Source organism: Bradyrhizobium sp. BLXBL-03, assembly GCF_051853015.1.
Taxonomy (GTDB): Bacteria; Pseudomonadota; Alphaproteobacteria; order Rhizobiales; family Xanthobacteraceae; genus Bradyrhizobium; species Bradyrhizobium manausense.
The window spans coordinates 2124296-2148120 of record NZ_CP182470.1; the positions used below are offsets into that span (position 1 = coordinate 2124296).

Annotated in this window: 24 protein-coding genes; 19 read left to right on the forward strand and 5 right to left on the reverse strand. The window is 64.6% G+C overall.

What is annotated here, in order from left to right:
• The first annotated feature begins 14 nt into the window (after nucleotides 1–14).
• From ACNJX9_RS10105 to ACNJX9_RS10140, 8 genes are all read left to right on the forward strand, one after another.
• A complete protein-coding gene (locus ACNJX9_RS10105) occupies nucleotides 15–1049 on the forward strand; it encodes a putative FMN-dependent luciferase-like monooxygenase (RefSeq protein WP_057742796.1) in 1035 nt (344 codons plus the stop codon).
• A gap of 32 nt (nucleotides 1050–1081) precedes the next feature.
• Nucleotides 1082–1681 (forward strand): CMD domain protein, encoded by a 600-nt coding sequence (locus ACNJX9_RS10110; RefSeq protein WP_439408646.1) that lies wholly within the window; start codon nucleotides 1082–1084, stop codon nucleotides 1679–1681.
• 15 nt (nucleotides 1682–1696) lie between these two features.
• On the forward strand, nucleotides 1697–2275 hold the full coding sequence (locus tag ACNJX9_RS10115; RefSeq protein WP_057742801.1) for an alkylhydroperoxidase domain protein: 579 nt from the start codon (nucleotides 1697–1699) through the stop codon (nucleotides 2273–2275).
• Between the two features lie 70 nt (nucleotides 2276–2345).
• Complete coding sequence (locus ACNJX9_RS10120) at nucleotides 2346–3497, forward strand: ABC transporter substrate-binding protein (RefSeq protein WP_439408647.1); 1152 nt, start codon at nucleotides 2346–2348, stop codon at nucleotides 3495–3497.
• Nucleotides 3498–3550: 53 nt separating this feature from the next.
• A complete protein-coding gene (locus ACNJX9_RS10125) occupies nucleotides 3551–5374 on the forward strand; it encodes an ABC transporter permease (RefSeq protein ID WP_439408648.1) in 1824 nt (607 codons plus the stop codon).
• On the forward strand, nucleotides 5374–6222 hold the full coding sequence (locus tag ACNJX9_RS10130) for an ABC transporter ATP-binding protein (RefSeq protein ID WP_271621283.1): 849 nt from the start codon (nucleotides 5374–5376) through the stop codon (nucleotides 6220–6222). The genes ACNJX9_RS10125 and ACNJX9_RS10130 overlap by 1 nt, the downstream gene beginning before the upstream one ends.
• Entirely contained in the window at nucleotides 6219–6959 is a 741-nt protein-coding gene (locus ACNJX9_RS10135; protein ID WP_439408649.1) for an ABC transporter ATP-binding protein, read from the forward strand. Before ACNJX9_RS10130 ends, ACNJX9_RS10135 begins: the two co-directional genes overlap by 4 nt.
• Nucleotides 6960–7172: 213 nt before the next feature.
• Nucleotides 7173–8195: a HoxN/HupN/NixA family nickel/cobalt transporter gene (locus ACNJX9_RS10140; protein WP_439408650.1), complete on the forward strand. Its 1023-nt coding sequence runs from the start codon at nucleotides 7173–7175 to the stop codon at nucleotides 8193–8195.
• Nucleotides 8196–8200: 5 nt separating this feature from the next.
• On the opposite strand, the gene ACNJX9_RS10145 is transcribed toward ACNJX9_RS10140, so the two are convergent.
• Nucleotides 8201–9712: a helicase HerA domain-containing protein gene (locus ACNJX9_RS10145; protein ID WP_439408651.1), complete on the reverse strand. Its 1512-nt coding sequence runs from the start codon at nucleotides 9710–9712 to the stop codon at nucleotides 8201–8203.
• Nucleotides 9713–10070: 358 nt separating this feature from the next.
• On the opposite strand from ACNJX9_RS10145, the gene ACNJX9_RS10150 reads away from it, so the two are divergent.
• On the forward strand, nucleotides 10071–11135 hold the full coding sequence (locus ACNJX9_RS10150; protein ID WP_439408652.1) for a ketopantoate reductase family protein: 1065 nt from the start codon (nucleotides 10071–10073) through the stop codon (nucleotides 11133–11135).
• 1207 nt (nucleotides 11136–12342) lie between these two features.
• On the opposite strand, the gene ACNJX9_RS10155 is transcribed toward ACNJX9_RS10150, so the two are convergent.
• The 4 genes from ACNJX9_RS10155 to ACNJX9_RS10170 form a co-directional block, all read right to left on the reverse strand.
• Nucleotides 12343–12978 carry a MarR family winged helix-turn-helix transcriptional regulator gene (locus ACNJX9_RS10155; protein WP_057742816.1) on the reverse strand — a complete coding sequence of 212 codons (636 nt, stop codon included), beginning with the start codon at nucleotides 12976–12978 and terminating at the stop codon, nucleotides 12343–12345.
• 937 nt (nucleotides 12979–13915) lie between these two features.
• Complete coding sequence (fliI, locus tag ACNJX9_RS10160) at nucleotides 13916–15241, reverse strand: flagellar protein export ATPase FliI (RefSeq protein WP_439408653.1); 1326 nt, start codon at nucleotides 15239–15241, stop codon at nucleotides 13916–13918.
• Nucleotides 15242–15289: 48 nt separating this feature from the next.
• Nucleotides 15290–16018 carry a flagellar basal-body rod protein FlgF gene (gene flgF / locus ACNJX9_RS10165; protein ID WP_439408654.1) on the reverse strand — a complete coding sequence of 243 codons (729 nt, stop codon included), beginning with the start codon at nucleotides 16016–16018 and terminating at the stop codon, nucleotides 15290–15292.
• A gap of 3 nt (nucleotides 16019–16021) precedes the next feature.
• On the reverse strand, nucleotides 16022–16813 hold the full coding sequence (locus ACNJX9_RS10170; protein ID WP_439408655.1) for a DUF1217 domain-containing protein: 792 nt from the start codon (nucleotides 16811–16813) through the stop codon (nucleotides 16022–16024).
• A 153-nt stretch (nucleotides 16814–16966) separates the two neighbouring features.
• Here ACNJX9_RS10170 and motA point away from each other — a divergent pair, with 153 nt between their 5' ends.
• The 10 genes from motA (at nucleotide 16967) to flgG (ending at nucleotide 23816) form a co-directional block, all read left to right on the forward strand.
• Nucleotides 16967–17863 (forward strand): flagellar motor stator protein MotA, encoded by an 897-nt coding sequence (gene motA, locus ACNJX9_RS10175; RefSeq protein ID WP_439408656.1) that lies wholly within the window; start codon nucleotides 16967–16969, stop codon nucleotides 17861–17863.
• Entirely contained in the window at nucleotides 17860–18801 is a 942-nt protein-coding gene (locus ACNJX9_RS10180) for a flagellar motor switch protein FliM (RefSeq protein ID WP_057742825.1), read from the forward strand. The genes motA and ACNJX9_RS10180 overlap by 4 nt, the downstream gene beginning before the upstream one ends.
• Entirely contained in the window at nucleotides 18782–19096 is a 315-nt protein-coding gene (locus ACNJX9_RS10185; protein WP_057742828.1) for a hypothetical protein, read from the forward strand. Before ACNJX9_RS10180 ends, ACNJX9_RS10185 begins: the two co-directional genes overlap by 20 nt.
• A 176-nt stretch (nucleotides 19097–19272) precedes the next feature.
• The gene (fliN, locus tag ACNJX9_RS10190) at nucleotides 19273–19647 is read left to right on the forward strand and encodes a flagellar motor switch protein FliN (protein WP_439408657.1); all 375 of its coding nucleotides are present in this window, start codon (nucleotides 19273–19275) and stop codon (nucleotides 19645–19647) included.
• Nucleotides 19648–19649: 2 nt separating this feature from the next.
• Nucleotides 19650–20684, forward strand: a complete 1035-nt coding sequence (locus ACNJX9_RS10195) for a flagellar motor switch protein FliG (protein WP_220004864.1) — start codon at nucleotides 19650–19652, stop codon at nucleotides 20682–20684.
• A 13-nt stretch (nucleotides 20685–20697) separates the two neighbouring features.
• Nucleotides 20698–21780 carry a flagellar biosynthesis protein FlhB gene (gene flhB, locus ACNJX9_RS10200; protein WP_439408658.1) on the forward strand — a complete coding sequence of 361 codons (1083 nt, stop codon included), beginning with the start codon at nucleotides 20698–20700 and terminating at the stop codon, nucleotides 21778–21780.
• Nucleotides 21781–21844: 64 nt separating this feature from the next.
• Nucleotides 21845–22246, forward strand: a complete 402-nt coding sequence (gene flgB, locus ACNJX9_RS10205) for a flagellar basal body rod protein FlgB (protein ID WP_057742839.1) — start codon at nucleotides 21845–21847, stop codon at nucleotides 22244–22246.
• 11 nt (nucleotides 22247–22257) lie between these two features.
• A complete protein-coding gene (gene flgC, locus ACNJX9_RS10210; RefSeq protein ID WP_057742843.1) occupies nucleotides 22258–22674 on the forward strand; it encodes a flagellar basal body rod protein FlgC in 417 nt (138 codons plus the stop codon).
• Between the two features lie 2 nt (nucleotides 22675–22676).
• Nucleotides 22677–23006 carry a flagellar hook-basal body complex protein FliE gene (locus ACNJX9_RS10215; RefSeq protein ID WP_439408659.1) on the forward strand — a complete coding sequence of 110 codons (330 nt, stop codon included), beginning with the start codon at nucleotides 22677–22679 and terminating at the stop codon, nucleotides 23004–23006.
• A gap of 18 nt (nucleotides 23007–23024) precedes the next feature.
• The gene (gene flgG / locus ACNJX9_RS10220; RefSeq protein ID WP_057742849.1) at nucleotides 23025–23816 is read left to right on the forward strand and encodes a flagellar basal-body rod protein FlgG; all 792 of its coding nucleotides are present in this window, start codon (nucleotides 23025–23027) and stop codon (nucleotides 23814–23816) included.
• Nucleotides 23817–23825 lie beyond the last annotated feature (9 nt).

The window sequence follows — 23825 nt, forward strand, 5'->3', positions numbered from 1 at the left end:
CCGACAGGGGTCGTATGAAACGTCTTGCAAATCTGAAACGCCTGGGATTCTTCACGCGACTGCTCGATGAGGCCCCGCCGGCCGAGCGCTATCGCTTCGCCGCCGAGCAGATCGTACGCGCCGAGAAGGCCGGTCTCGATTCCGCGTGGATCGCGCAGCACCATTTTCACGAGCGCGAGGGCGGACTGCCGTCGCCCTTCACCTTCCTCGGCTATGTCGCCGCCCAGACCTCGCGCATCCGCCTCGGCACCGGCATCGTCACCCTGCCGCTGGAGAGCGCGGTGCGGGTGGCGGAGGACGCCGCAGTGCTCGATCTGCTCTGCAACGGCCGCTTCGAGCTCGGGGTCGGCACCGGCGGGAACCCGTCGGCCTTTGCCGCCTTCGGCCTCGACGGCGCCCAGCGCAACGAGATCTTTGCGCGCAATCTCGAGGTGGTCCGCAAGGCGCTGACCGGCAAGCCGCTCGAGGGCGGCGACACGCTCTACCCGCAGCGGCCGCAACTGGACAAGCGCATCTGGCAGGCGACGTTCTCGGTCGCGGGCGGCGCCCGCGCCGGCAAGGCCGGCGACGGCCTGTTGCTGTCGCGCACCCAGCCGCGGGCCAAGGACGCGCCAAATGCGACGCTGGCCGAGATCCAGAACCCGATCATCGACGCCTATCTCGCCGCGCTGCCAGCAGGCACTGAACCGCGCATCATGGCCTCGCGCAGCGTGTTCGTCGCCGATGATCATCGCGAGGCGATGCGGCTCGCCGACATCGGGCTGCGCCGCGCGCTGCCGCAATTCATGAAAAGCGGGCATCTTCCGCCGGGCGAGACGCTGGAGGAAATGATCGCGGCGTTCGACACCCATGTCGGCGGCGCCGACGAGGTGATCGCCTCGCTGCGTACCGACGCGACGCTGGAGCGGATCACCGATCTGGTGTTCCAGGTCCATTCCGTCGATGCGCCGCACCCCTACGTGCTGCGCTCGATCGAGCTCGTGGCCGACAAGGTCGCGCCGGCGCTGGGCTGGACCAGGACCGCGCCCGAAGTAGCCCTCGCCGGCTAGTCGGGCTTTGATGGATTTCACGAGGCACCAAGATGAGCACGCCTGATATCATCGACACGCTTGCAGGCATCAAGCCGGGATCGGCGCTGGACGCCATCCGCGCCAAGCGCCTGCAAGCGCGCGAGAACGCGCAGAAGAGCTATCTCTCTTTGTTCGAACCGATCGACGCCGGCGAATTCTCTTTGCTCGAACGCGCCGCGGTCGCGGCCTTCGTGACCGGGCTCCACGGCGAATCCCCCGTTGCCAGCTTCTATCGCGACAAGCTTGCGGCGGCCGCCGGCGGCGCGGCTCTGGTCAGGACCATCGACGCCGAGATCGCGCGGGGCAAGACATCGGGTCCGTATGGCTCGTTCCCGGCGGGCCCCCTCTCGGTCGAGAATACGGCAGGCCTGATTTATCGCGTTGACGCGGATAGCAAGTCCGCGCTCGGTCCCCGGCTCGTCGCGGCGCTCGAACATGGGCATCTTTTGGTGTTCCGGCCACGCGATGCGGCGGCCGCCGACATGAAGGCGCTGCGGGCGGCCGGCTGGTCGACCACCGGCATCGTCACCTTCTCCCAACTCGTCGCGTTCCTGTCGTTTCAGGTGCGCGTCGTCAGCGGCTTGCGCACGCTTGCAGCAGTGAACGCATAAGAGGAGGCCGCTATCATGAACGCCACCGTCAATCCGCCTGATGTCTTCACCCAGGATGAGCTCGGCTGGGTCTCCTGGATCGAGCCGCTGCCCGAGGCCGAGCTGACCGAGCGGCACTATGCCGGCCTCGTCGATCGCGCCCGCGCCAAGTCGGAATATTTTCGTCTCCTGGTGCGCGACCCCGAAGTGCTGGAAGCCCGCACCAAGACCGACAAGGACATCTTTTACAACGTCGCCGACGGCCTGCCGCGCGCCGAGCGCGAGCTCGCGGCGGCTGCGACCTCGCGCTACAATGGTTGCATCTATTGCGCCTCGGTGCATGCGCGCTTCGCCAGCACCTATTCCAAGCGCCGTGACGACGTGCAGAAGCTGCTCGATGAGGGCGTCAAGGCCGATCTCGGCGAGCGCTGGAACGCCGTGGTCAAGGCCTCGGTGGCGCTGGCGTCGACGCCGATCGCGTTCGGCCCCGACAATATCAGGGAGCTGCGCAGTGCGGGCCTCGACGATGCCGAGATCGTCGACGTCATCAACGGCGCCTCGTTCTTCAACTGGGCCAACCGGCTGATGCTGTCGCTGGGCGAGCCCTCGAAATAGTCACCGGCACGAGACTTGCTGCTTGTTTGTAAGACTAGAGCTTTCAACACCTGACTGGATGGAGCCGCACATGAGCAACATCAATCGCCGAACCCTGGTCAAAGGCTCGCTCGCCATGATGGCGGGCGCCGCCTTCTCGCGCGCAGCCTTCGCGGACGCCGATCCGATCCTGCTCGGCGTCAGCGGTCCGCTGACGGGGCCGAATGCACAATATGGCACGCAATGGAAGCAGGGCTTTGATCTCGCGCTGGACGAGATCACGGCCGCCGGCGGCATCAACGGCCGCAAGCTTGCCTATACCTTCGAGGACAGCCAGAGCGATCCGCGCCAGTCGGTGGCGATCGCGCAGAAGTTCGTGTCCGATCCCCGCATCGTGCTTGAGCTCGGCGATTTCTCCAGCCCCGCCTCGATGGCGGCCTCGCCGATCTATCAGCGCGGCGGCCTCGTGCAGTTCGGATTCACCAATTCGCACCCCGACTTCACCAAGGGCGGCGACTTCATGTGGAGCACGTCGGTCAGCCAGGCCGACGAGCAGCCGCTGCTGGCGCGCTATGCGGTGAAGAGTCTCGGCCTGAAGAAGCTTGCGGTGCTGCATCTCAACACCGATTGGGGCCGCACCAGTCGCGACTACTTCAACAACGCCGCCAAGGAATATGGCGCGGAGATCGTCGTCACCGAAGGCTATATCGCCGAGGAGCGCGACTTCCGCTCCACCCTGGTGCGGGTGCGCGATGCCAATCCCGATGGCCTTGTCCTGATCTCGTATTATTCCGATGGCGCTCTGATCGCGCGCCAGGCCCGCCAGGTCGGTCTCAAGCAGGTGATCTGCGCCGCCAGCTCCGTCTACTCGCCGAAATTCCTGGAGCTCGGCGGCGATGCCGTCGAGGACGTCCATGTCGGCACACGCTACTTCCCGGAGGACAAGCGGCCCGAGGTGCAGAACTTCATCGCCGGCTTCAAGAAAAAGTACAACGGGCAGGAGCCCGACGCCTTCAACGCCTACGCCTACGACGCCATGAACATGGCGGCCGCGGTGATCAGGATTGGCGGCACCGACCGCAAGGCGATCCGCGATGCCTTCGCCAAGGTCAAGGACGTCCCGAGCGTGATCTTTGGCACCGCCACGTTCGACGTCGCCACCCGTCGCGTCAAGGGCGCAATGAATGCCGAGCTCGTCGTCCGCAACGGCAAGTTCGCGCTTTGGGACGGCAAACCGACCTGATCTCTTGGCTGGAGCTCTCGCTCCGGCCTCTCTCCCTTCAGTAGGAACCCTGCGTGTCTTCCTGGCTCGACTACACCATCAACGGGCTGATCGTCGGTAACGTCTACGCCCTCGTTGCAGTCGGGCTCGCGCTGATCTTCGGCGTCAGCCGGCTGATCAACTTTGCGCAGGGCTCGATCTATCTCGTCGGCGCCTATATCGGCTGGGTCGCGGTGGTGCAGCTGCACACGCCGCTGCCGCTCACCATCATCTTCGTCGCGGTGGTGGCCGCTTTGGTCGGGTTGATCATCGAGCGCTTCGGCCTGCGGCCGCTGCAGAACTCGGTGCGGATCGCGCCGCTGCTGGCGACCATCGGCATCAGCTTCGTGCTCGACCAATTGGTCATGCTGACCTTCTCGCCCAATCCGCGCGCGCTGCCGAGCCAATTGCCTGATGTCCGCTTCCAGGTCGGCGGCGGCACGATCGGGCCGCTCGATCTCCTGATTGCCGGCGTCGGCATCTCCAGCGCGCTCTTGCTATTCGTGTTCCTGCGCTACACCAAGCTCGGTTGGGCGGTGCGTGCCGCCTCGCAGGACCGCGACGCCGCGATGCAGATGGGCGTCGACGTCAACCGCGTCAATCAGACCGTGTTCGGCATCGCGGCCGCGCTCGGCGGCGTCTCCGGCCTGCTGGTCGGCATGTACTACAACCAGATCGACACCGCGATGAGCCTGCAGGCGACGCTGAAGGGCGTCGTCGCTGAAGTCGTCGGCGGTGCCGGCAACGTGCCGGGCGCCGTGGTCGGCAGCATGCTGCTGGGCCTGGTCGAGAGCTACGGCGTCGCCGTGTTCGGCACCAGCTATCGCAATCTGTTCGCCTTCCTGCTGCTGGTCGTCGTGCTGGTCCTGCGGCCGAACGGCCTGTTTGCCAGCGCCCGGCAGGCGCCGCCCGAGCCGCTCACCGGCACGTTCATTGCGCCGAGCCGACCGTTGCGCATTCCGCGCTGGGCCTTGGCCGTCGCGGTCGCCGCGTTCGCGATCCTGCCGCTGCTGCCGGTGTCGTTCTACGTGCTCCAGACCCTGATCAACGCCTGGCTGCTCGGCATGCTCGCGCTGAGCCTGACGCTGGTCGCCGGCACGATCGGCCAGGTCTCGCTCGGACACGCCGCGCTGCTCGCGATCGGCGCCTATACCTCCGCGCTGCTGTCGCTGACGCTCAACGTCCCCGTCGGCCTTGCCATCATCGCCGGCGGCCTGATGAGCGCCGCGCTCGGCACGATCCTGATCTCGCCCTCATTCCGCTTGCGCGGCCACTACGTCTCGATCGCGACGCTCGCCATCGGCGAGATCGTGTCGTTGGTGATCCTGAACTGGGAAAGCGTCACGCGAGGGCCAATCGGCATTTCCGGCATCCCGCCGCTGTCGCTGTTCGGCTACGATCTGATCAGCCCGGCCTCGGTCTACTGGTTCGCATTCGCCGTCATGGTCGTGCTCGCGTTGCTGCAGGCGCGCCTGCTCGGCTCGCATCTCGGCCGCAGCTTTCGCGCCATTCGCGATGACGACAGCGCGGCGCGTGCCTATGGGCTCAGCCTGAACCGCTACAAATCGCTCGCCTTCATCTTCGGCGGCTTCGCCGCCGGCCTCAGCGGCGGCATCGCCGCGCATCTTTACTCCTATATCAACCATGAAACCTTCAACACGCAGCAATCCATCCTGGCGCTGACGGTCGTGATCCTCGGCGGCCTCGGCAATATCGTCGGTGCCATCGTCGGCGCGGTGGCGCTGGTTGGTATCCCCGAAATGTTCCGGATCGCGGCGGAGTACCGCATCCTGATCTACGGCATCGTGCTGCTGCTGCTCGTGCGATTCAGGCCGCAGGGCCTGTTGGGGACGATCTGATGGCGGAAGCGCACGCACCGTTGTTGTCCCTGCGCGGGCTGACGCGTCGCTTCGGCGGCCTCACCGCCGTTGACGGCATAGATCTCGATCTCGCCAAGGGTGGACTCGTCAGCATCATCGGCCCCAACGGCGCCGGCAAGACCACGCTGTTCAATCTCGTCACCGGGCTCGACCGGCCGGATGCGGGCCAGGTTCGCTTCGAGGGACAGGACATCACCGGCCTCTCGCCGGAGCGGCTCGCCGCGCAAGGCATCGCGCGCACCTTCCAGCTCGGCCGTGTCTTCGGCAATCTCAGCGTGATGGACAACGTCCTGATCGGCGCCCACACGCGCCTGCGTGCCGTGAAGCCGGCCGTGCCTGTGATCGGCCCGTTGCTGGAATTGGGCCTGGCGCTGCTGCGCCCTTCGAGCGTCAGGCAGGAGGAAGAGCGGCTGCGCGAAGAGGTCAAAGCCATCCTCGCCCGCTTCGGCGAGCGCCTGTTGCCGCGCATTGACCAGCCGGCCTATAGCCTGTCTTACGCCAACCGCCGCCGCGTCGAGATCGCGCGTGCGCTGGCGCTCAAACCGCGCCTGTTGCTGCTGGACGAGCCGACCGCCGGCATGAACCCGAGCGAGACCGCGGAAATGCAGGCCCTCGTCGCCGAGCTGAAAGCAGAGGGGCTGACCATCCTGCTGATCGAGCACAAGCTTGAGATGGTGATGCAGCTCTCGGATCGCGTCATCGTCATGGACGAAGGCAAGAAGATCGCGGAAGGGCCGGGCGAGGTGGTGCGCAGCGATCCCAAGGTGATTGAGGCCTATCTCGGCCACGGGCTAGCAGGGGCGGCGGAGCAGGAGAGCGCGGCATGACCACGGGCGCAGCCGAACCGCTGCTGGCACTGACTGACGTCAACACGTTCTATGGCCAGGCCCAGGTCCATTTCGACCTGTCGATATCAGTCGGCCGTGGCCACATCGTCTGCCTGCTCGGCGGCAATGCCAGCGGCAAGTCGACCACGATGAAGATCATCCTTGGACTGGTGAAGCCGCGCTCGGGCGAGGTGACCTTTGACGGCGCCTCGCTGATCGGCCTCAGCACGCCGCAGATCGTCCGCCGCGGCATCGCCTCGGTGCCCGAGGCGCGGCGGCTGTTCGCCGACATGAGCGTGCGCGAGAACATCCTGATGGGGGCGTTCGTGCGCAATGACCGCGACGTCGTGGCGCAGGATCTCGACAAGATGCTGACGCTGTTTCCAAAGCTCGGCCAGCGGCTGTCGCAGCGCGCCGGCTCCTTGTCCGGCGGCGAGCAGCAGATGGTGGCGATGGCGCGCGCGCTGATGAGCCGGCCGCGCCTGATCGTGATGGATGAGCCGACCATGGGCCTGTCGCCACTTTATGTCGACCGCGTGCTGGAATTGATCCGCACCATCAACCAGGACGGTGTCTCGATCTTCATGGTCGAGCAGAACGCCAGCCTCGCCCTCGAGATCGCGCACGAGGCCTATGTGCTCCAGACCGGCAAGATCGTGCTCTCGGGTCCGGCGCGCACGCTGAAGGACGATCCCCGCGTTCGCGACGCCTATCTCGGCGGCTCCGAGGCCGCGTAGCCGCTGCTGTCTCCACATCGTCATGGCCGGGCATAGCCGTCCGAAGGACGGCGTCGCTTTCCGCTCGCCTATGACCCGGCCATCCACGTCGTTCTTTGCCGCCAAGAACGAGGATGCCCGGGACAAGCCCGGGCATGACGACGTGGTCGGGCTGGTAAGTGTGACAATTATCTGAAAAGATCATACCGTTGGCGCGATGAGGCGCGCGGCGGGATGAGTTTCGTGACGAAGTCTATGCGGACGATTGAGTCCGGAACGGTGCTGCTGTTCGGCGGGCTCGTCGCCGCCAACATCGCCGCGTGGATCTGGGCCTTCGCGGCGTTCGGTGACCGGCCCGCGGTGATGGCGACGGCGCTGCTTGCCTGGGTGTTCGGCCTGCGCCACGCCGTCGATGCCGACCACATCGCCGCCATCGACAATGTCGTGCGCAAGCAGATGCAGGCGGGCGATACGCCGCGCAGTGTCGGTCTCTATTTCGCGCTCGGTCATTCCACCGTTGTCGTGGTCGCAACCATGCTGTTGGCGCTTGGCGTGGTCAGCCTTGGTGGCGACAGCCTGCTCAAGGATGTCGGCAGCCTGATCGGCACCTCGGTGTCGGCGCTGTTCCTCCTGCTGATCGCAGCGATCAACCTCGCCATCTTCGCCCGCCTGTGGCGGACGTTTCGCGCCGCGCGCGAGCAGGGCGTCCACGATTCCGCAGGTTTGGAGGCACTGCTCGGCCATCGCGGCTTTCTCGCGCGCCTGCTCGGCCCGATGTTTCGCCTGGTGACGAAGCCCTGGCACATGTTTCCGCTCGGATTGCTGTTCGGTCTCGGCTTCGATACCGCGACCGAGATCGGCCTGCTCAGCATCTCCGCCACCGAAGCGGCACGCGGTGCTTCGCTCGCCGACATCCTGGTTTTCCCCGCGCTGTTCGCATCAGGCATGGCGCTGGTCGATACCGCCGATTCCGCGCTGATGGTCAGCGCCTATCGCTGGGCCTTCGTCGATCCCATGCGCAAGCTCTGGTACAACCTCACCATCACAGGCGCATCCGTCGCGGTCGCGCTGTTGATCGGCGGCATTGAGGCGCTCGGCCTGATCAGCGACCGGCTCGGACTTAATGGCGGCGTGTGGGCGCTGGTCGATCGTCTCAACGCGTCGCTTGCCAATGTCGGCTTCGCCGTGATCGCGCTGTTCGTGATCGCCTGGCTGGTTTCGAGCCTGCTCTATCGCCGCATCTTCGCGGCGGCCTGAGGGCGTCAAGCCGACGCCGCGCTGGCTATCGGCTCGGCCGGTTGGTCGTCGCCGTTGGGATCGCCCGGCGCGGTCGCCCAGGCCAATTCCACCAGCGTCACGATCCTGCGTCCGCCGCCGTCGAGCTGGACCACGATCAGGCCCTGCTCCTCCATATAGCCGAGCAGACGCTGCGCCCGGCGCAGCGAGTGCGAGCCATAGGCGCGGGCGATCGCGGCATCGCCGGGGCAGGGCCAGCCTTCCTTGGCGGCGCGCGCGATCATCATGAACACGCCCTGCATATCGTCGGGCAGGATCGAGGCGCGCAAGCTCACCTCCTGCCAGGCATCGTCCTCGGCGATGTCGGTGCCGAGGCCCGCGCGCGCATGCGTCAGCATGCGACGGAATTCGATGAGGTCAGGCACGGACGTGCCGAGGCCCTCGATGCGGCAGCGAACCACGAATTCCTGATAGAGCACGCCGATGGCGCGGAAGCCGGCATCGGGCGCAGCCAGCACGGCGCGCAGCGTGCGATCGAGGCGCTCGCGCCGTTCTGCGAGCTCCTCGGCGCTGATCGGCACCTCGACCTCTTCGGTGCTGATCTCGGGCGCTGCCGCCTTGGCTGCGCGGAGCTGCTCCAGCAGGTCGGGCGCCGGCCGGCGCTGCGGCCGGCTCGCATCCGGCGGCGGCGCGGCCAGGATCACGGCGCGCGCATCCTCCAGCGTCGCTTCGGGCAGCGGCATCAGCCGCGGGGTCGAATTGCGCGGGGATGTTTCGGTCGGGCCGATGTTCAGCCGCAGCGGGCGGCGCGACAGCGCAGGCCCCAGCGCCATGAACTGTCCGCGTTCGAGATCGCGAAAGGCCTCCGCCTGCCGCCGCTCCATGCCGAGCAGATCGGCGGCGCGCGCCATGTCGATGTCGAGGAAGGTCCGGCCCATCAGGAAGTTCGAGGCCTCGGCCGCGACGTTCTTGGCGAGCTTGGCCAGACGCTGCGTCGCGATGATGCCGGCAAGGCCGCGCTTGCGGCCGCGGCACATCAGATTGGTCATGGCACCCAGCGATAGCTTTCGCGCCTCGTCTGAAACTTCGCCGGCGACAGCAGGCGCAAACAACTGCGCCTCGTCGACCACGACCAGCATCGGGTACCAATGATCTCGCTCGACGTCGAACAGGCCGCCGAGGAAGGCGGCCGCGCGCCGCATCTGGTTCTCGGCGTCCAGCCCCTCGAGATTGAGCACGGTGGAGACGCGATGCAGCCGGGCGCGCTCGCCGGCAACCTGCAGGCCGCGCTCGGTGTGATCCTCGGCCTCGATCACGAGGTGGCCGAAGCGCTCGGCCAGCGTGACGAAATCGCCTTCGGGGTCGATGATGGCCTGCTGCACCCAGGGTGCGCTCTGCTCCAGGAGGCGCCTGAGCAGATGCGACTTGCCGGAGCCGGAATTGCCCTGCACCAGGAGACGGGTCGCCAGGAGTTCCTCGAGGTCCATGGCCGCCCCGGCGCCCGCCGTGGTCAGCCCCATCTCGATCGCAACCGTCATGTCCCCGACTCAAAGCCCTGTCATTCGCGGCAAGGGCTTATCAACCGAAGCGGGATGCGTCGAGCGAAACAGCCGGGAACACGCCGCGTTGCCCACGGCGGAATTTCTGCTGGGATTTGAAAGCCGTAGTCCTGCGGGCGGGAACGGCGGGCGGGATCGGCGCTGCATCCAGACTTCGGCTAAGCCGTAATTGGTCGAGAATTGACCCGCCGGCCCGGTCCGTGTGACGGAATATTCGCTCCCTCCTTGTATGCATTATCCCAGTTGCCATCCCCGATCGGTTTGCCTTAGATGCTGCAACGCACCCGCGGATCACAACCGGGGCCCAAAAATCACACAAGATATCGAGGGGACGAACATGGCGCGCAACGTACTGATTTTGGGAGCTTCCTACGGCTCCCTGCTGGGCACCAAGCTGTTGATGGCCGGGCACAACGTGACCCTGGTCTGCCGCGCCAAGACTGCGGAGCTGATCAACCGCGACGGCACCGAGGTGCGCATCAAGCTGCGCGACGAAGCGGTGCACCGCGCGATCTTCTCGCGCGACCTGCCGGGCAAGCTGGATGCGGTGACGCCGCAGAATGTGGACGTCTCGCGCTATGACCTTGTTGGCCTTGCGATGCAGGAGCCGCAATACACCAACCACACGGTTCGCATGCTCATGGTCAAGGTCGCCGCGGCGAAGCTGCCCTGCCTGTCGATCATGAACATGCCGCCGTTGCCTTATCTCAAGCGCATCCCGGCGCTCGCCGATATGGATCTGGAGGAGGCTTACACCAATGCGCAGGTGTGGGAGCGGTTCGAGCCCGGTCTGGTGACGCTGTGCTCGCCCGATCCGCAGGCGTTCCGTCCGCCAGAGGAAGCGGCGAACGTGCTGCATGTCGGCCTGCCCACCAACTTCAAGGCCTCGGTCTTCGCCGACGAGACGCACAACAAGGTGCTGCGCGAGCTCGAGGCCGACATCGATGCCGTGACGCTCGACGGCAAGGACGTGCCGGTGAAGCTGAAAGTGTTCTCGTCCCTGTTCGTGCCGCTGGCGAAATGGTCGATGCTGCTCACCGGCAATTACCGCTGCATCACGCCGAACGAACCGCAGTCGATCCGCGACGCCGTGCATGGCGATCTCAAGCGCTCGCAGACGATCTACGACCATGTCGACGCCATCGCCCGCCGGCTCGGCGCCGATCCGGAGGACCAGGTCCCCTTCGCGAAATACGCCAAGGCCGCCGAGAGCCTGCTCAAGCCCTCCTCGGCCGCGCGCGCGGTCGCGAGCGGAGCGCCCTTCATCGAGCGCGTCGACCTCCTGGTGAAGCTGATCTCGCATCAGCTCGGCGCGCCCAATGCCGAGATCGACCGCACGGTCGATACCGTCGACCAGAAGCTGAACGAGAAGATCGTGCAGGGCGGATCGGGCGCGCAGTAGCGGCTCACGGACTCTCCCCATCGTCATTCCGGGGCGATGCGCAGCATCGAGCCCGGAATCCATCGGGCCCCAGGTCACGCTGTGAAATGGATTCCGGGCTCGCGCCGAGAGGCGCGCCCCGGAATGACACGGCGAGGCCGGCGTGTCGCCCTCTGTCAATCCTACGCCGCAAAAATATTCCACTTTACCGAAATTCGGAAATAGCGTATGTATCGTCCATCCCGGCTCACCTTGAGGGGCGATCGTACGTCGTCACGCTTCGCGAGCCGGGGATGCGGTGGACGCGGCAGCGTCGGCACGAGAGGGTGCGGGCAGGGCGGGTAGTCCCTGTGAGCCCGAGACCGCGTGTGGATGAGCGGCGCTGTTCGTTCGTCGTGCCAACATTTCGATGGCTACGTGCACGATGCCGTCGAACCCTGTGGCGCCAACGAATGCGCGTACGGCAAAACCGTGTGGTCCCGGCCGTCGTCGCTACGGTCAAGTCTTAGCGGAGGTGTGGAGCGTCCAACCGGGCTGGCCACATCGTCAATTCGCGGGGCGAGGGAGGCCAGAAGGAATTCGGCTCCCGGGAGAGCGCGGCATAAGCCGTCAACCCATCGCGCAGGGAAGGCCGTGTGTTGGGCTTCACCTGTATGCTGCTGTGCGGTCTCTTTGCGCTACATTTTCGCGCAGCGGACCGCGGGTGCCAAGCCGGCACCCGGTCTTCCCTGCGCCCTCTTGATTGAGAGGGTGATCAAGCAAAGCTCGGGCGACATGAGCCGCGAGGAGGCGAAGGCGTGTCTGCGATTGGAGCTGCTTGCCACAGGCGACGCTATCGTAGGGTGGGCAAAGCGAAGCGTGCCCACCACAAGCACATGGTGGGCACGGCGCTTGGCGCCTTTGCCCACCCTACGACACCTGCGAACGGACGAGCGATGCCGTGGCCTCATGCTGCGTCTACACACTCGCTGTCATCGCCCGGCCAGTGCGCAATTGCGCGCTAGGACCGGGCGATCCAGTAGTCCGAGACAGCAATGATTGAGCCGAGAAGCCGCGGCGTACTGGATTCCCCGCTTTCGCGGGGAATGACAGGGTCACTTGGAGAACCATACTGCTGCCACACACTCCGTCATTGCGAGCGCAGCGAAGCAATCCAGAATCCCTCCGCGGAAAGACTCTGGATTGCTTCGCTGCGCTCGCAATGACGGGGGAGAGAGCGCGCCCGCCGTCACCCCTGGCTTGCCACGCGCGCGCGATCGAAATGCTCCTCGATCTTGGGGCGGTCGCGGGTGCGCTCGAAGCTGGTGCACAGCAGCTCGGTCTCCTCGAGCGAGACGGGGGCGCGGTACAGCCGGCACATGAACTCGGCGGTGGCGCGGCCCTTGCCCGGGGCGGGGTTGCGCTCGGCCAGGAACATGCAATCGCGGCAGATGCTGGCATCGAGCCGCTGATGCGCCGCATCGAGATGATTGAGAACCTCACGGAGCGAGTCGCGCAGCCTGATGCATTCCTCGGTGCCGAGCGCATTGACCGCATTCAACACGTGATTGATCGGATCATGCTGGTTCAGGCATTTCTCACCCTGCGCCGTGACGTCCAGAACGACGGAGCGCTTGTCCTCCTGCGACGGCTTCCGGACCAGGAAGGATTTGCTCTCCAGCGTCTTCACGATCTGCGACGCGGTCGCCCTGGTCGCGCCAATGAAGCCGGCGAGCGCAGATGGCGTACGCGAAAAGCGATTGGCGCGGCCGAGAAAGCGCAGCGCCATCCACTCCCGATCGCGCAATCCGTGTTGATTTCCTTCGAAGTACCAGGCTCTGGCCGCCTGAACCAGCAGTTCGACTGCTTCGCGTGCCAACGGCATAAAATTCCTACCTCACCCCGGGAATCGCGTGTGCGGCGCCCCGAAGCCGCTTTCCACCATGGCGCACGAATATCTCGCGCAAAGCCGGATGCTCAGCCGTGTCCGATGAATGCCTCATGCCCAACACAAAGGCTTGGATGGCGAGATATTCGCCCAGGACCAATGAGCGTCGCAGGATGCTGCGCAAGAAACGGTGCCGCCGATGCCATTCCAACCACAAGGTCGTCGAACGCAAGCCCGAGTTGCCGTCACCTTTGGACGATGGATCGGAATTGCTCAACCGAAGCCCCTGAGTTCAAGTCACACGCAGACGTTTCTTTTGTTCCGTCGAAACGATGAATGAGCTTCTCAACAAAATCAAGTAGTGAGACTACTCGAGAGCGGATGTCGCTGCAGACCAATGTATTGTTCAAGTCAATCTGCTGGTCGGGACCCATGAAGGTGAACGTAATACACAGTCAAACAAGCCGGATGCACGTAGTTCTACGCAGGGCGGATTGCACGCATATTGCTGTCTGTCGTTGGTGCAGTTTGATCGAAGCTTGTGCAGGACGGGTGATGTGCACCACGAGAGTCATCCACAACTTCCGCGATCTGCTTCGGGAATTGCCAAGACAGCAACAGGGGAACTTGCAGAGAGTGCACGTGGCGGTTGTTGCTGAGACTATGCGGGGAGCATCATCTGCTTGTCGTCTTTCAGGACTATCTCATCCCGACGGCTGAGATTGGCGGCTAACACCGCCAGCGCACAAACGCCTGTGCAGTTTGTGCCACGACATGGAGCACCTCGTCAGGAGCGAGGGGCGCTGACCCGGCGCGGGCAGCACGCCGTGCCGCTAAAGCATGATCCGGAAAAGTGCGAAGCGGTTTTCCGAAAAGATCATGCTCAAACAATAACCTAAAGCGCGATGAGGATTCATCCTGATCTCATCGGGCTTTAGTCGCCCTTGAGCATATCCCTGAGCTCGCGGAACGGATCGGCGCTCGGCGGCGCCGAGGCGTCCTGGCGCATGGCCTGGTAGATCCGCGGCACCATGTCGACGGCCTGGTCGAGCCCCGAATCGCGCCCGGTTTGGTACCCGCCCATCAGGCGAAGATCGCGCGTGTCCTCGTATTTGGCGATCAGGGTGCGCAATTTGCTCACCAATTCCCGCTCCTCGGGATCCCACACGTTGTGCGCCAGCCGCGAGACCGAGGCCAGCACGTCCACGGCCGGATAGCGTGCCTGGTCGGCGATGTGCCTGGAGAGCACGATGTGCCCGTCGAGTGTGCTGCGGATGGTGTCGGCGATAGGCTCGTTGTGATCATCGCCGTCGACCAGCACGGAGTAGATGCCGGTGATGGTGCCGGATCCGTCCTCGCCGGGCCCGGCGCGCTCCAGGAGGCGCGGCAGGTCGGTGAAGACGGTCGGTGCGTAGCCCCGGGCCACCGCCGGCTCGCCGGCCGCCAGCGCGACCTCGCGGGCGGCATGGGCGAAGCGGGTGATCGAATCGACGATGAGAAGCACCGATTCGCCGCGGTCACGGAAATATTCGGCCACCGCCATCGCCGCCTTCGGCGCCAGCCGTCGCATCATCGGGCTTTCATCGCCCGTCGAGACGATGGTGACGGCGCGGTTGCGGTCGTTGCCGAGCACGTCCTCGATGAATTCGCGCACCTCGCGGCCGCGCTCGCCGACCAGCGCCAGCACGACGCTGTCAAAGCCCTGGCTGCGGGCGAGCATGGCGAGCAGCGTAGATTTGCCGACGCCCGAGCCGGCAAAGATGCCGACGCGCTGGCCGGCGCAGATCGGCGCAAACAGGTCGATCACGCGCACGCCAGTGCGCAGCGGCTTGTGGACGCGCGCCCGCTTCATCGCAGGCGGCGCCTCCGCCTCGGCCGAAACGGCCCTCGACCCCGGCGTGAGCGGCCCCATTCCGTCCAGTGGCACGCCCAGCGCATTGATGACGCGGCCCTTCCAGCTCGGATCCGGCGCGAACGACAGGGGCGGCATGCGATAGGCGACCGAGCCGAGCCCGCCGGCGAAGTGCCGGTCGAACGGCTTGGCCACGATGCCCTCGCTGTCGATCCGCACCACCTCGCCGATCTGGGGCTTGGCCCCGGTATTGACGCCGATCAGCTCGCCGAGCTTGACCGAACGCGACAGGCCGGAGACACGAAAATGCGTCGGCGCGATCTCGGAGATCGCGCCGCTGACGCTTGCCAGAGGCGTGCTCTGCTCGAGCTCGAGCAGCGCCCACTCAAGTTGCCGAAGAGCGTTCAAGGAAACCATCCACCCAATTACGCGCGACGCGCAAGCCGCCTCTCAAGTCTACTTGCCAGGATCGCCCAGCGTCTGGATTGCGTTGCGGAGCGTGCTCTCGGTGCCGTCGATCAGCGAGTTGGTGCTGTCGAAGGCGCGCGAGGCCGACATCAGCTTGGTCAATTCCATCATCGGATTGGCGCTGGAGCCCTCGACATAGCCCTGCTTGAAGCCATCGCGGCTGAAATCGGCGATGGCAGTCGCTGGCCGGTCGGGCGTGACGCCGGAATTGCCGTAGCGATCGAGAGTGGCATCGACAGGGATATTGAACAGGCCGATGGTGCCGATCTCGCTGTTGTCCTGGGTGATCGCACCGCTGCGCGAGATCGAGACCGGCCCGCCGTTCGGGTCGAGCGTGAGCTGCGCACCGCCGGAATCGATGACGGGGAAACCCGACACCGTCTGGAGGTCGCCATTGGCGGCGATCTGCAGGCGGCCGTCGCGGGTGTAGACCGTGCCGTTGGGGCCGGCGAAGGCGATCCAGCCCTGGCCGACCACGGCGACGTCGAGCGGGTTGCCGGTCTCGGTGATGTTGCCGGCCTCGCGGGAGATGATGTTGTCGCCGGGCGAGGAGAACGCGACCGGGTTGGCGCCGGCCCTGGAGAGCACCGTCTCGAATTTCACGACATCGGTGCGGAAGCCGGATGTGTTGACGTTGGCGACGTTGTTGGCGATCGTCTGGAGGCGCTTCTCGAGCGCGACCTGCGCCGACAATCCGACATAGAGGGCCGATTGCATGGCTTACCTGTTGAACTTGATATTCTGAAGCGTCGTGAGCATATCGGTGTCGAGACTGGCCGACGATGTCGAGGCGCCGGTGATCAGCACCAGCGCGGGGTTGGTCGAGCTGTCGTTCTGGGCCCGGGTCGCGTCCCACATCGCCGCGAAGCGCTGCACGAATTTGGTGACCTTGGCCGGGTCCTTGAAATCGGCGAGGTTGATCTTGTCCGTGATCATCTTGGCCTGCATGTCGATGTCGGACGAGCTGATCGTCGACGACCAGCCCTCTGCGGTCTGCACCACCTGGGTCAGGGCCTTGTCGGCGAGGATCTGGTAGGGGCTCGTGATCGAGGCAGCCTTGCGCGTGAAATACAGGGCGAGCCGAAGGCCCTCATTCTGGTCGCCGGCGTTCTGCTCCAGCGTCTGGGTGGCATAATGGCTGGTCGTGCCTGATGTGGCCGCTGTGCTCTGGGTCGCGGCGGCGCCGAGTGCTGCGAAGTTGAAGGCGGCGGCGAACTCCCGGTAGCGGCTGTCGCTCAGCTTGTTGGCGAAGGTGTTGGAGGTCGCGATGCCCTCGGTCAGCACCTTCCGCATGAACGCCTTGGCGTAGATCATGTCGTCGAGGCCATAAGCCTTCATCGCGTAGGAGTAGAGCCTATAGTTGTTCAGGAGATCGTCGATGCTTTTCACCTTGCCGATATTGGCAAGATAATAGGCGGTGTCGCGGCTCACGTCCGGCTGCTGCTCGACCTGAGTCAGCGACTTGCTCATGTCCGTCGTCAGCCTGGTGTAATCCGCGATGGTGGATAGCATGGCACGCGCCCCTCTGGTCGCCGCTGCGACCTCGTCGCAAGCTGCCGCGAGTTGCTTGCGCGGGGCTGGCGCGGCCGAAAGGACGCCCAAGCCAGCTTCGCGCAAGCGTGGCCGACTAGATGTTCCCGATGGGATCGGTGATGGAGCGGCGCGTTGGGCAGTTTCGTGGGGATTGTCATCACGGTGGCAGCACTGCTTGGCGGATTTGCCGCCATGGGCGGGCACCTGGCCGTGCTGATGCAGCCGTGGGAGTTCGTGATCATCATGGGCACCGCGGTCGGCACCTTCATCGTGGCCAATCCCTGGAAGACGGTCGTCGACACCGGGGTCGCCTGCATGCAGGCCGTCACCGGCGCGGTGCCCGGCCAGCGCTATTACCTTGACCTGCTCGGCGCGCTTCATGCCTTGATGCGCGAGTTGCGCGGCAAGGGCCGCAATGAGGTCGAGGCGCATATCGACGATCCCTCGTCCTCCGAGATCTTCAAGGCGTTCCCGAGCGTGCTCGGCGACCCGTCTTTGCTCCAGTTCATCTGCGACTATGTGCGCCTCATCATCATGGGCAATGCCCGTACCCATGAGATCGAGGCGCTGATGGACGAGGAGATCCACACCATCGTGAAGAGCAAGCTGACGCCCTATCATGCGCTGGTGGTGGTGTCCGAAGCGCTGCCCGCGCTCGGCATCGTCGCCGCGGTGCTCGGCGTCATCAAAGCCATGGGCGCGCTGGACCAGTCGCCGAAGCTGCTCGGCGGCTTCATCGGCGCGGCGCTGGTCGGCACCTTCGCCGGCATCTTCCTGTCCTACGGCATCATTTCGCCCTTCGCGCTGAAGATCAAGATGACGCGCGAGAAGAAGTGCCGGCCCTACATCATCGTCAAGCAAACCCTGCTGGCGTTCATGAACGGCGCCATGCCGCAGATCGCCGTCGAGCACGGCCGCAAGATGATCGCGAGCTCCGAACGGCCGTCGATCGACGTCGTCGAGAACGAGACGATCGCAGGTGCCAAGGCCGTCGTGGCCGACGCTGAACCCAAGGCTGCACGCGCATGACGATGGAAGACGTCGAGGTCGATCAGCGCAAGCAGCTGCCGAACTATCTGCTGGACGCCGCCGGCATCTCGATCGAGCGCATGCCGATGCTCAATGTGATCTTCGATCGCATGGCGGCATCGTGCACGGACAGCCTGCAGCCGATGGCCGGCACGCCCTGCTATTTCTCGGTCAACGGCATCACCAATGACCGTGTCGGCGACATCATCAAGGACTACGAGGGCAATGCGGTCGCCGCCGTGCTCTACGCCGAGCAGTGGGACTCCCGCGTCATTATCATGCTCGACCGTGACTTCGTGTTCACGATGGTCGAGGCGATGTTCGGCTCCGACGGTGCCGAGCCGCCGCTCGATGTCGAACGCACTTTCTCGAACATCGAGATCCGCCTGGTCCAGGCGCTGTTCGACCGGTTCGCCAAGGCGCTGCAGGCGGCTTTCGCCGGCACCTCCAACGTCACCTTCCGCGTCGAGCGGGTCGAGACGGCGATGGCGTCGCTGGCGATCGGGCGCGCCAGCAACATGTCGATCTGTGCGAACATGATGGTGCAGGCGCTTTATCGCGGCGGTCAGATGTTCCTGATCATTCCGCACTCCGCGCTCAACCCGCTCAGGCAGAAGCTTGCCCATGTCGTCGTCAGCGAAGGCGGCGCGGCCGATCCGCGCTGGCGCGAGCAGATGGAGAGCGAGGTTCACCGCACCGAGGTAACCCTGAGCGCGGTGCTCGACGAGAAGATGATCACCCTCGAGGACGTCGTCAAATTCAAGGTGGGGCAGGTCCTGGAGCTTGAGGCCACGCCGCGTACGCTGGCGCGGCTCGAGAGCAACAACCAGGTGCTGTTCTGGTGTCAGATCGGCCAGCTCGATGGCTACTACGCCATGCAGGTGGCAGATCCCGTCGATCAGAAGCGGGAGTTCGTCGATGATATCCTATCTCGTTGATGCGGTGCTGCTGATCGCGCTGGCCTTCACGAGCATGCGGGTGACCCGGATGCACCGCGAGCTCGCGAAGCTGCGCAGCTACCAGGGCGAGTTCTCGACCATTGTCCACGAGACCGCCGGCGCCTTCGACACCGTGATTACCGCGGCGCATGATTCCACGGCAAATCTGGGCCGGCTTGCCAATGTGCTGACCGCAAAGATCGATCAGGCCCATGAGGCGATCGCCGCACTCGATGCACGCAACGGGCTGCAGGGCGCCGTGACCGTGAATGGTCCCGAGGCCAATACGCACTAGAGCATGATCCGGAAAAGTGTGAAGCGGTTTTCCGAAAAGATCATGCTCAAACAAAGAGCTAAAGCGCGATGACGATTCAACCCAATCTCATCGCGCTTTAGGGCCGGAAGCGGCCGAAGAGATAGATCGGAACGTCGCGACGCTCCGGGAGCGGAACTACCAAGAGGCGATACCAGATGGCGCAATCCTTCGACTACGAATCTGCAACCGCATCCGACGATGCCGTGACCTCTCCGCTCGACCGGCTGGCGGAGATTGCCGCCCGCACCGCCGAGGAGACCGGCAAGTTCGCCAATGTGGATGCCATCATGCGCATTCCCGTCACCATGCAGGTGGTGCTGGGATCGGCGACCATCCCGGTGGCGAATTTGATGAAGCTCGGCCGTGGTGCCGTCGTTCCGCTGGATCACCGCGTCGGCGAGCCCGTCGACGTCGTGGTCAACGGCCGCGTCGTTGCCCGCGGCGAAGTGGTCGTCGTCGAGGAGGACAATTCCCGCTTCGGTGTCTCGCTGACCGAGATTGTCGGACCGCTGGGGCAGGGTGATTCCTGACCATGGCGGCACCGGTCGCTCCCATCAAGCAGCGCGGCGTTGCCACGCTGGGCGGAACGGAAAAGGTCGCGGCGCTGCTGCTGGCCATGGGCCGCCAGGCCGCGGCCAGCGTGCTCGCGCAGTTCGAACCGCAGGACATTCGCGTCGTCACCAAGGCCGCGGCCGAGCTGAGGCCGATCACGGCGCAGGAACTCGAGGCAATCGTTGAGGAATTTGCCCAGCAATTCTCGATGGGCGCCAACATCCTCGGCACTCTCGGCGGCCTCGAAGCCGTGCTGGGCGACGTGCTTCCCGCCGACCAGGTCACCGCAATCATGTCAGACCTGCTCGGAAATTCCAGCCGGTCGGTGTGGGATCGCGTCTCGTCGGTGTCGGAAAATTCGCTGGCGACCTACCTTTCCAAGGAACATCCGCAGACCGCGGCGCTGATCCTGTCCAAGGTCAAGCCGTCCTGCGCCGCCAAGGTGATGAGCCAGCTGCCGTCGAGCCTGCGCAACGAATTGATGCGGCGAGTGCTCAGCCTCAAGCCGATCGTCGACGATGCGATGAAGGTGCTCGAGAAGACGCTGCACGAAGACCTGACGCTCAATTTCGCCCGCAATCTCGGCGCGGACACTTACGCCCGTGTCGCCGACATCATCAACAAGATGGAGCGCGGTCATATCGAGGACATGCTGAAGAGCCTGTCGGAAAAGCGGCCGAAATCGGCCGAAGTGCTGAAGGAGCTGCTGTTCACCTTCGACGACGTCATCAACCTGGCGCCGAAGGCGCGCACCATGATCTTCGATCAGGTGCCGACCGACCGCATCGTCGTGGCGCTGAAGGGCACCGACAAGCATTTCCGCGAGTTGATCCTGTCCGCGGTCGCCTCGCGCGTTCGCCGCGTCGTCGAAGCCGAGCTCGCCATCGGCGAGCCGTCGAACCAGCGCGACGTGCTGGAGGCGCGCCGCGTGATCACTGATCTTGCACTCGACCTCGCTGAAAAGGGTGAAATCGAGCTCAACCCCGATCAGGAGGATGAGCTGGTCTTCCGCTGACCGCTGAACGGGCATGGCAGAATCCGATCAGGAGAGCAAAACAGAAGAGCCGACCGAGAAGAAAGTCCGCGATGCGCTCGAACAGGGCAAGATTCCGGTCTCTCGGGAGGCGTCCATGTTCGCGTCCATGACGGCGCTGATGGTGATTCAGGCGTTCCTGATCGGTCAGGGCGTGCAGCAGCTGACGCCGACCTTGAAGGGCTTTCTCGACGATCCCGACGGCTTCCCGCTTCATACCGGTGCAGACGCGCAGAACCTGCTCACCGTGGTCGGCCTGGAGGCCCTGCGGTTGCTGGTGCCGCTGGTCGTGATCCTGGCGGTGTTCGGGCTCGCAGCGTCGCTGCTGCAGAACGCGCCGCGCCTGGTGCTGGAGCGCATTCAGCCCGACTTCTCCCGTATTTCGCCCGCGAGCGGCTGGAACCGCATCTTCGGAACTCAAGGGCTCGTCGAGTTCGCCAAGTCGATGTTCAAGCTCGTCTCGGTGACGGCAGTCGTCTGCTTCGTATTGCGCTCGTCGGAGGCGAGGGCGTTCGAAGCGATGTATACCGATCCGGTCGCGCTGCCCGAGATGATCCTCACCATCGCGATGCGGATCGTGTCGGCGATCTGCATCGCGACGATCGTGCTGGTCGCGATCGATCTTGCCTGGGCGCGCTTCCACTGGCGGCGCGAGCTGCGCATGACCAGGCAGGAGATCAAGGACGAGCACAAGCAGGCGGAGGGCGATCCGCTGATCAAGGCGCGCCTGCGTTCGCTCGCGCGCGACCGCTCGCGCCAGCGCATGATCGCTTCCGTGCCGCGCGCAACGCTGGTGATTGCGAACCCGACGCATTTCGCGATCGCGCTGCGCTACAATCGCGACGAAAACCCGGCGCCGCTCGTGGTCGCCAAGGGCATGGACGTGATCGCGCTGAAGATCCGCGAGGTCGCCGAGCAGAGCAAGATCCCGGTGATCGAGAACAAGGCGCTCGCCCGTGCGCTTTACGAAGCGGTGCAGGTCGATCAGGTGATACCGGCCGAATTCTTCCGTCCCGTCGCCGAGATCATCTATTTCCTGCAGTCAAAGCAGGCCGCGCGGCCCGCGAAGGTTCAGTAGAATCGCCGGAATGGTGCTCCGCGCAACAGCTTGACGAAAGCTTAACGCCCTAGGGTTCTCGCCAATGAACCATAATGGGGCCGTCGTGGGACCGCTTTATCTCTTCGAACTCGCATCGTCGCAGGCACGCTGGCTCGAGCTTCGTCAGTCGACCATTGCCACCAATGTCGCCAATGCCAATACGCCGGGATTCAAGGCGCGCGATGTCGAGCCGTTCAATAAGGTGCTCGACGCGGTGCCGGTGAGACTGGCCACCACGTCACCCGGCCACATGCAATTGTCGCCGGCGGAAACCGACACGCGGGCTACCGCCAAGAAGGACAGCTGGGACGTCGTCCACTCCGGCAACTCCGTGAGCCTTGAGCAGGAGATGATCAAGGGCAGCGACGTCAATCGCGACTATTCGATGAATTCGGCGATTGTGCGCTCGTTCAACCGCATGGTCATGACCAGCGCGAAGACCTGAGGTGAACTGACATGCTTGACGCTCTATCGGCATCATTGACGGTTGCGAGCTCCGGGCTCGAGGCGCAATCGACGCGCATGCGGGTCGTCTCGGAAAACCTCGCCAACGCCACCTCGACCGGGCACACCGCGGGGGCCGATCCCTATCAGCGCAAGACCATCACCTTCGATGCCGCGCTCGATCGGGCCTCCGGCACGCAGCTGGCGAAGGTCAAGGAAATCGGGCTCGACACCACGCCTTATCGCGTCGAGTACGACCCGGGACATCCCGCTGCCGACAAGGCCGGCTACGTCAAGATGCCCAACGTCAACATGATGATCGAGATGGCGGACATGCGGGAGGTCAACCGCTCCTATGAGGCCAATCTCCAGGTCGTGAAGCAGGTGAGGTCGATGCTCGGCATGACCATCGACCTGCTGAGGAGCTGACAATGCTGGAAGCGATTTCATCCACCGTGATCACCGCAGCGCAGGCGGCGTCTCGCGCGACCGAGACACAAGCCATTGCGCCTACGGGGGCGTCCCCGGTCCAGTCCGCCGACGATGTCGGCTTCGATTCCGTGATGAAGCAGGTGACCACGGACGTGATCGGAACGTTGAAGACGGGCGAAGCGGCGTCGATCTCGGCGATGCAGGGCAAGGAATCGACGCGAAAGGTCGTTGAGGCGCTGATGTCGGCCGAGCAGGCCTTGCAGACCGCGGTCGCGGTTCGCGACAAGGTCGTGCAGGCCTACCAGGAAGTCGTTCGAATGTCGATTTGATCTGAAGGAGTGACCTAAGTGAAATCGCTCGCCATCGCCGCGACGGGCATGAATGCCCAGCAGACCAACATCGAAGTCATCGCGAACAACATCGCCAACATCAACACCACGTCGTTCAAGCGCGCGCGTGCGGAGTTCACCGATCTGTTTTACCAGATGGACCGCATGCAGGGGGTCGCAAATGTCAACGGCTCCTCGCCGATTCCGGAGGGCGCAAATCTGGGTCTCGGCGTCAAGTCGGCGGCGATCCGCAAGCTGCACATCCAGGGCGCGCTGACGCAGACCGGTAATCCTTACGATCTCGCGATCAACGGCCGGGGCTGGTTCCAGGTGCTGGGCCCGAACAACGAGGTGCAATACACCCGCGCGGGATCGTTCAACACCAACGCGACCGGTCAGCTGGTGACGATGGACGGCTACCTGTTGGATCCCAACATCACGGTGCCGCAGGGGACGGTGCAGGTCACCGTGAACCAGACCGGCCAGGTCTTCGCCAAGCTGGATACGGAGGTCAATCCGCGCCAGATCGGCCAGCTCAACCTTGCTAATTTCGCCAACGAGGCAGGCCTCGAGCCGCTCGGCAGCAATCTCTATCGCGAAACCACGGCGTCGGGCGCCCCGGTGGTTGGCCTGCCCGGCGATGCAGGCTACGGCAAGATCAACCAGCAATATCTCGAAGCTTCGAATGTCGATCCAGTCAAGGAAATCACCGAGTTGATCTCGGCGCAGCGCGCCTACGAGATGAACGCCAAGGTGATCCAGGCGTCGGATGACATGGCCTCGACGGTATCGAAGGGTCTCAGTCGCTAGTTTCGGTGT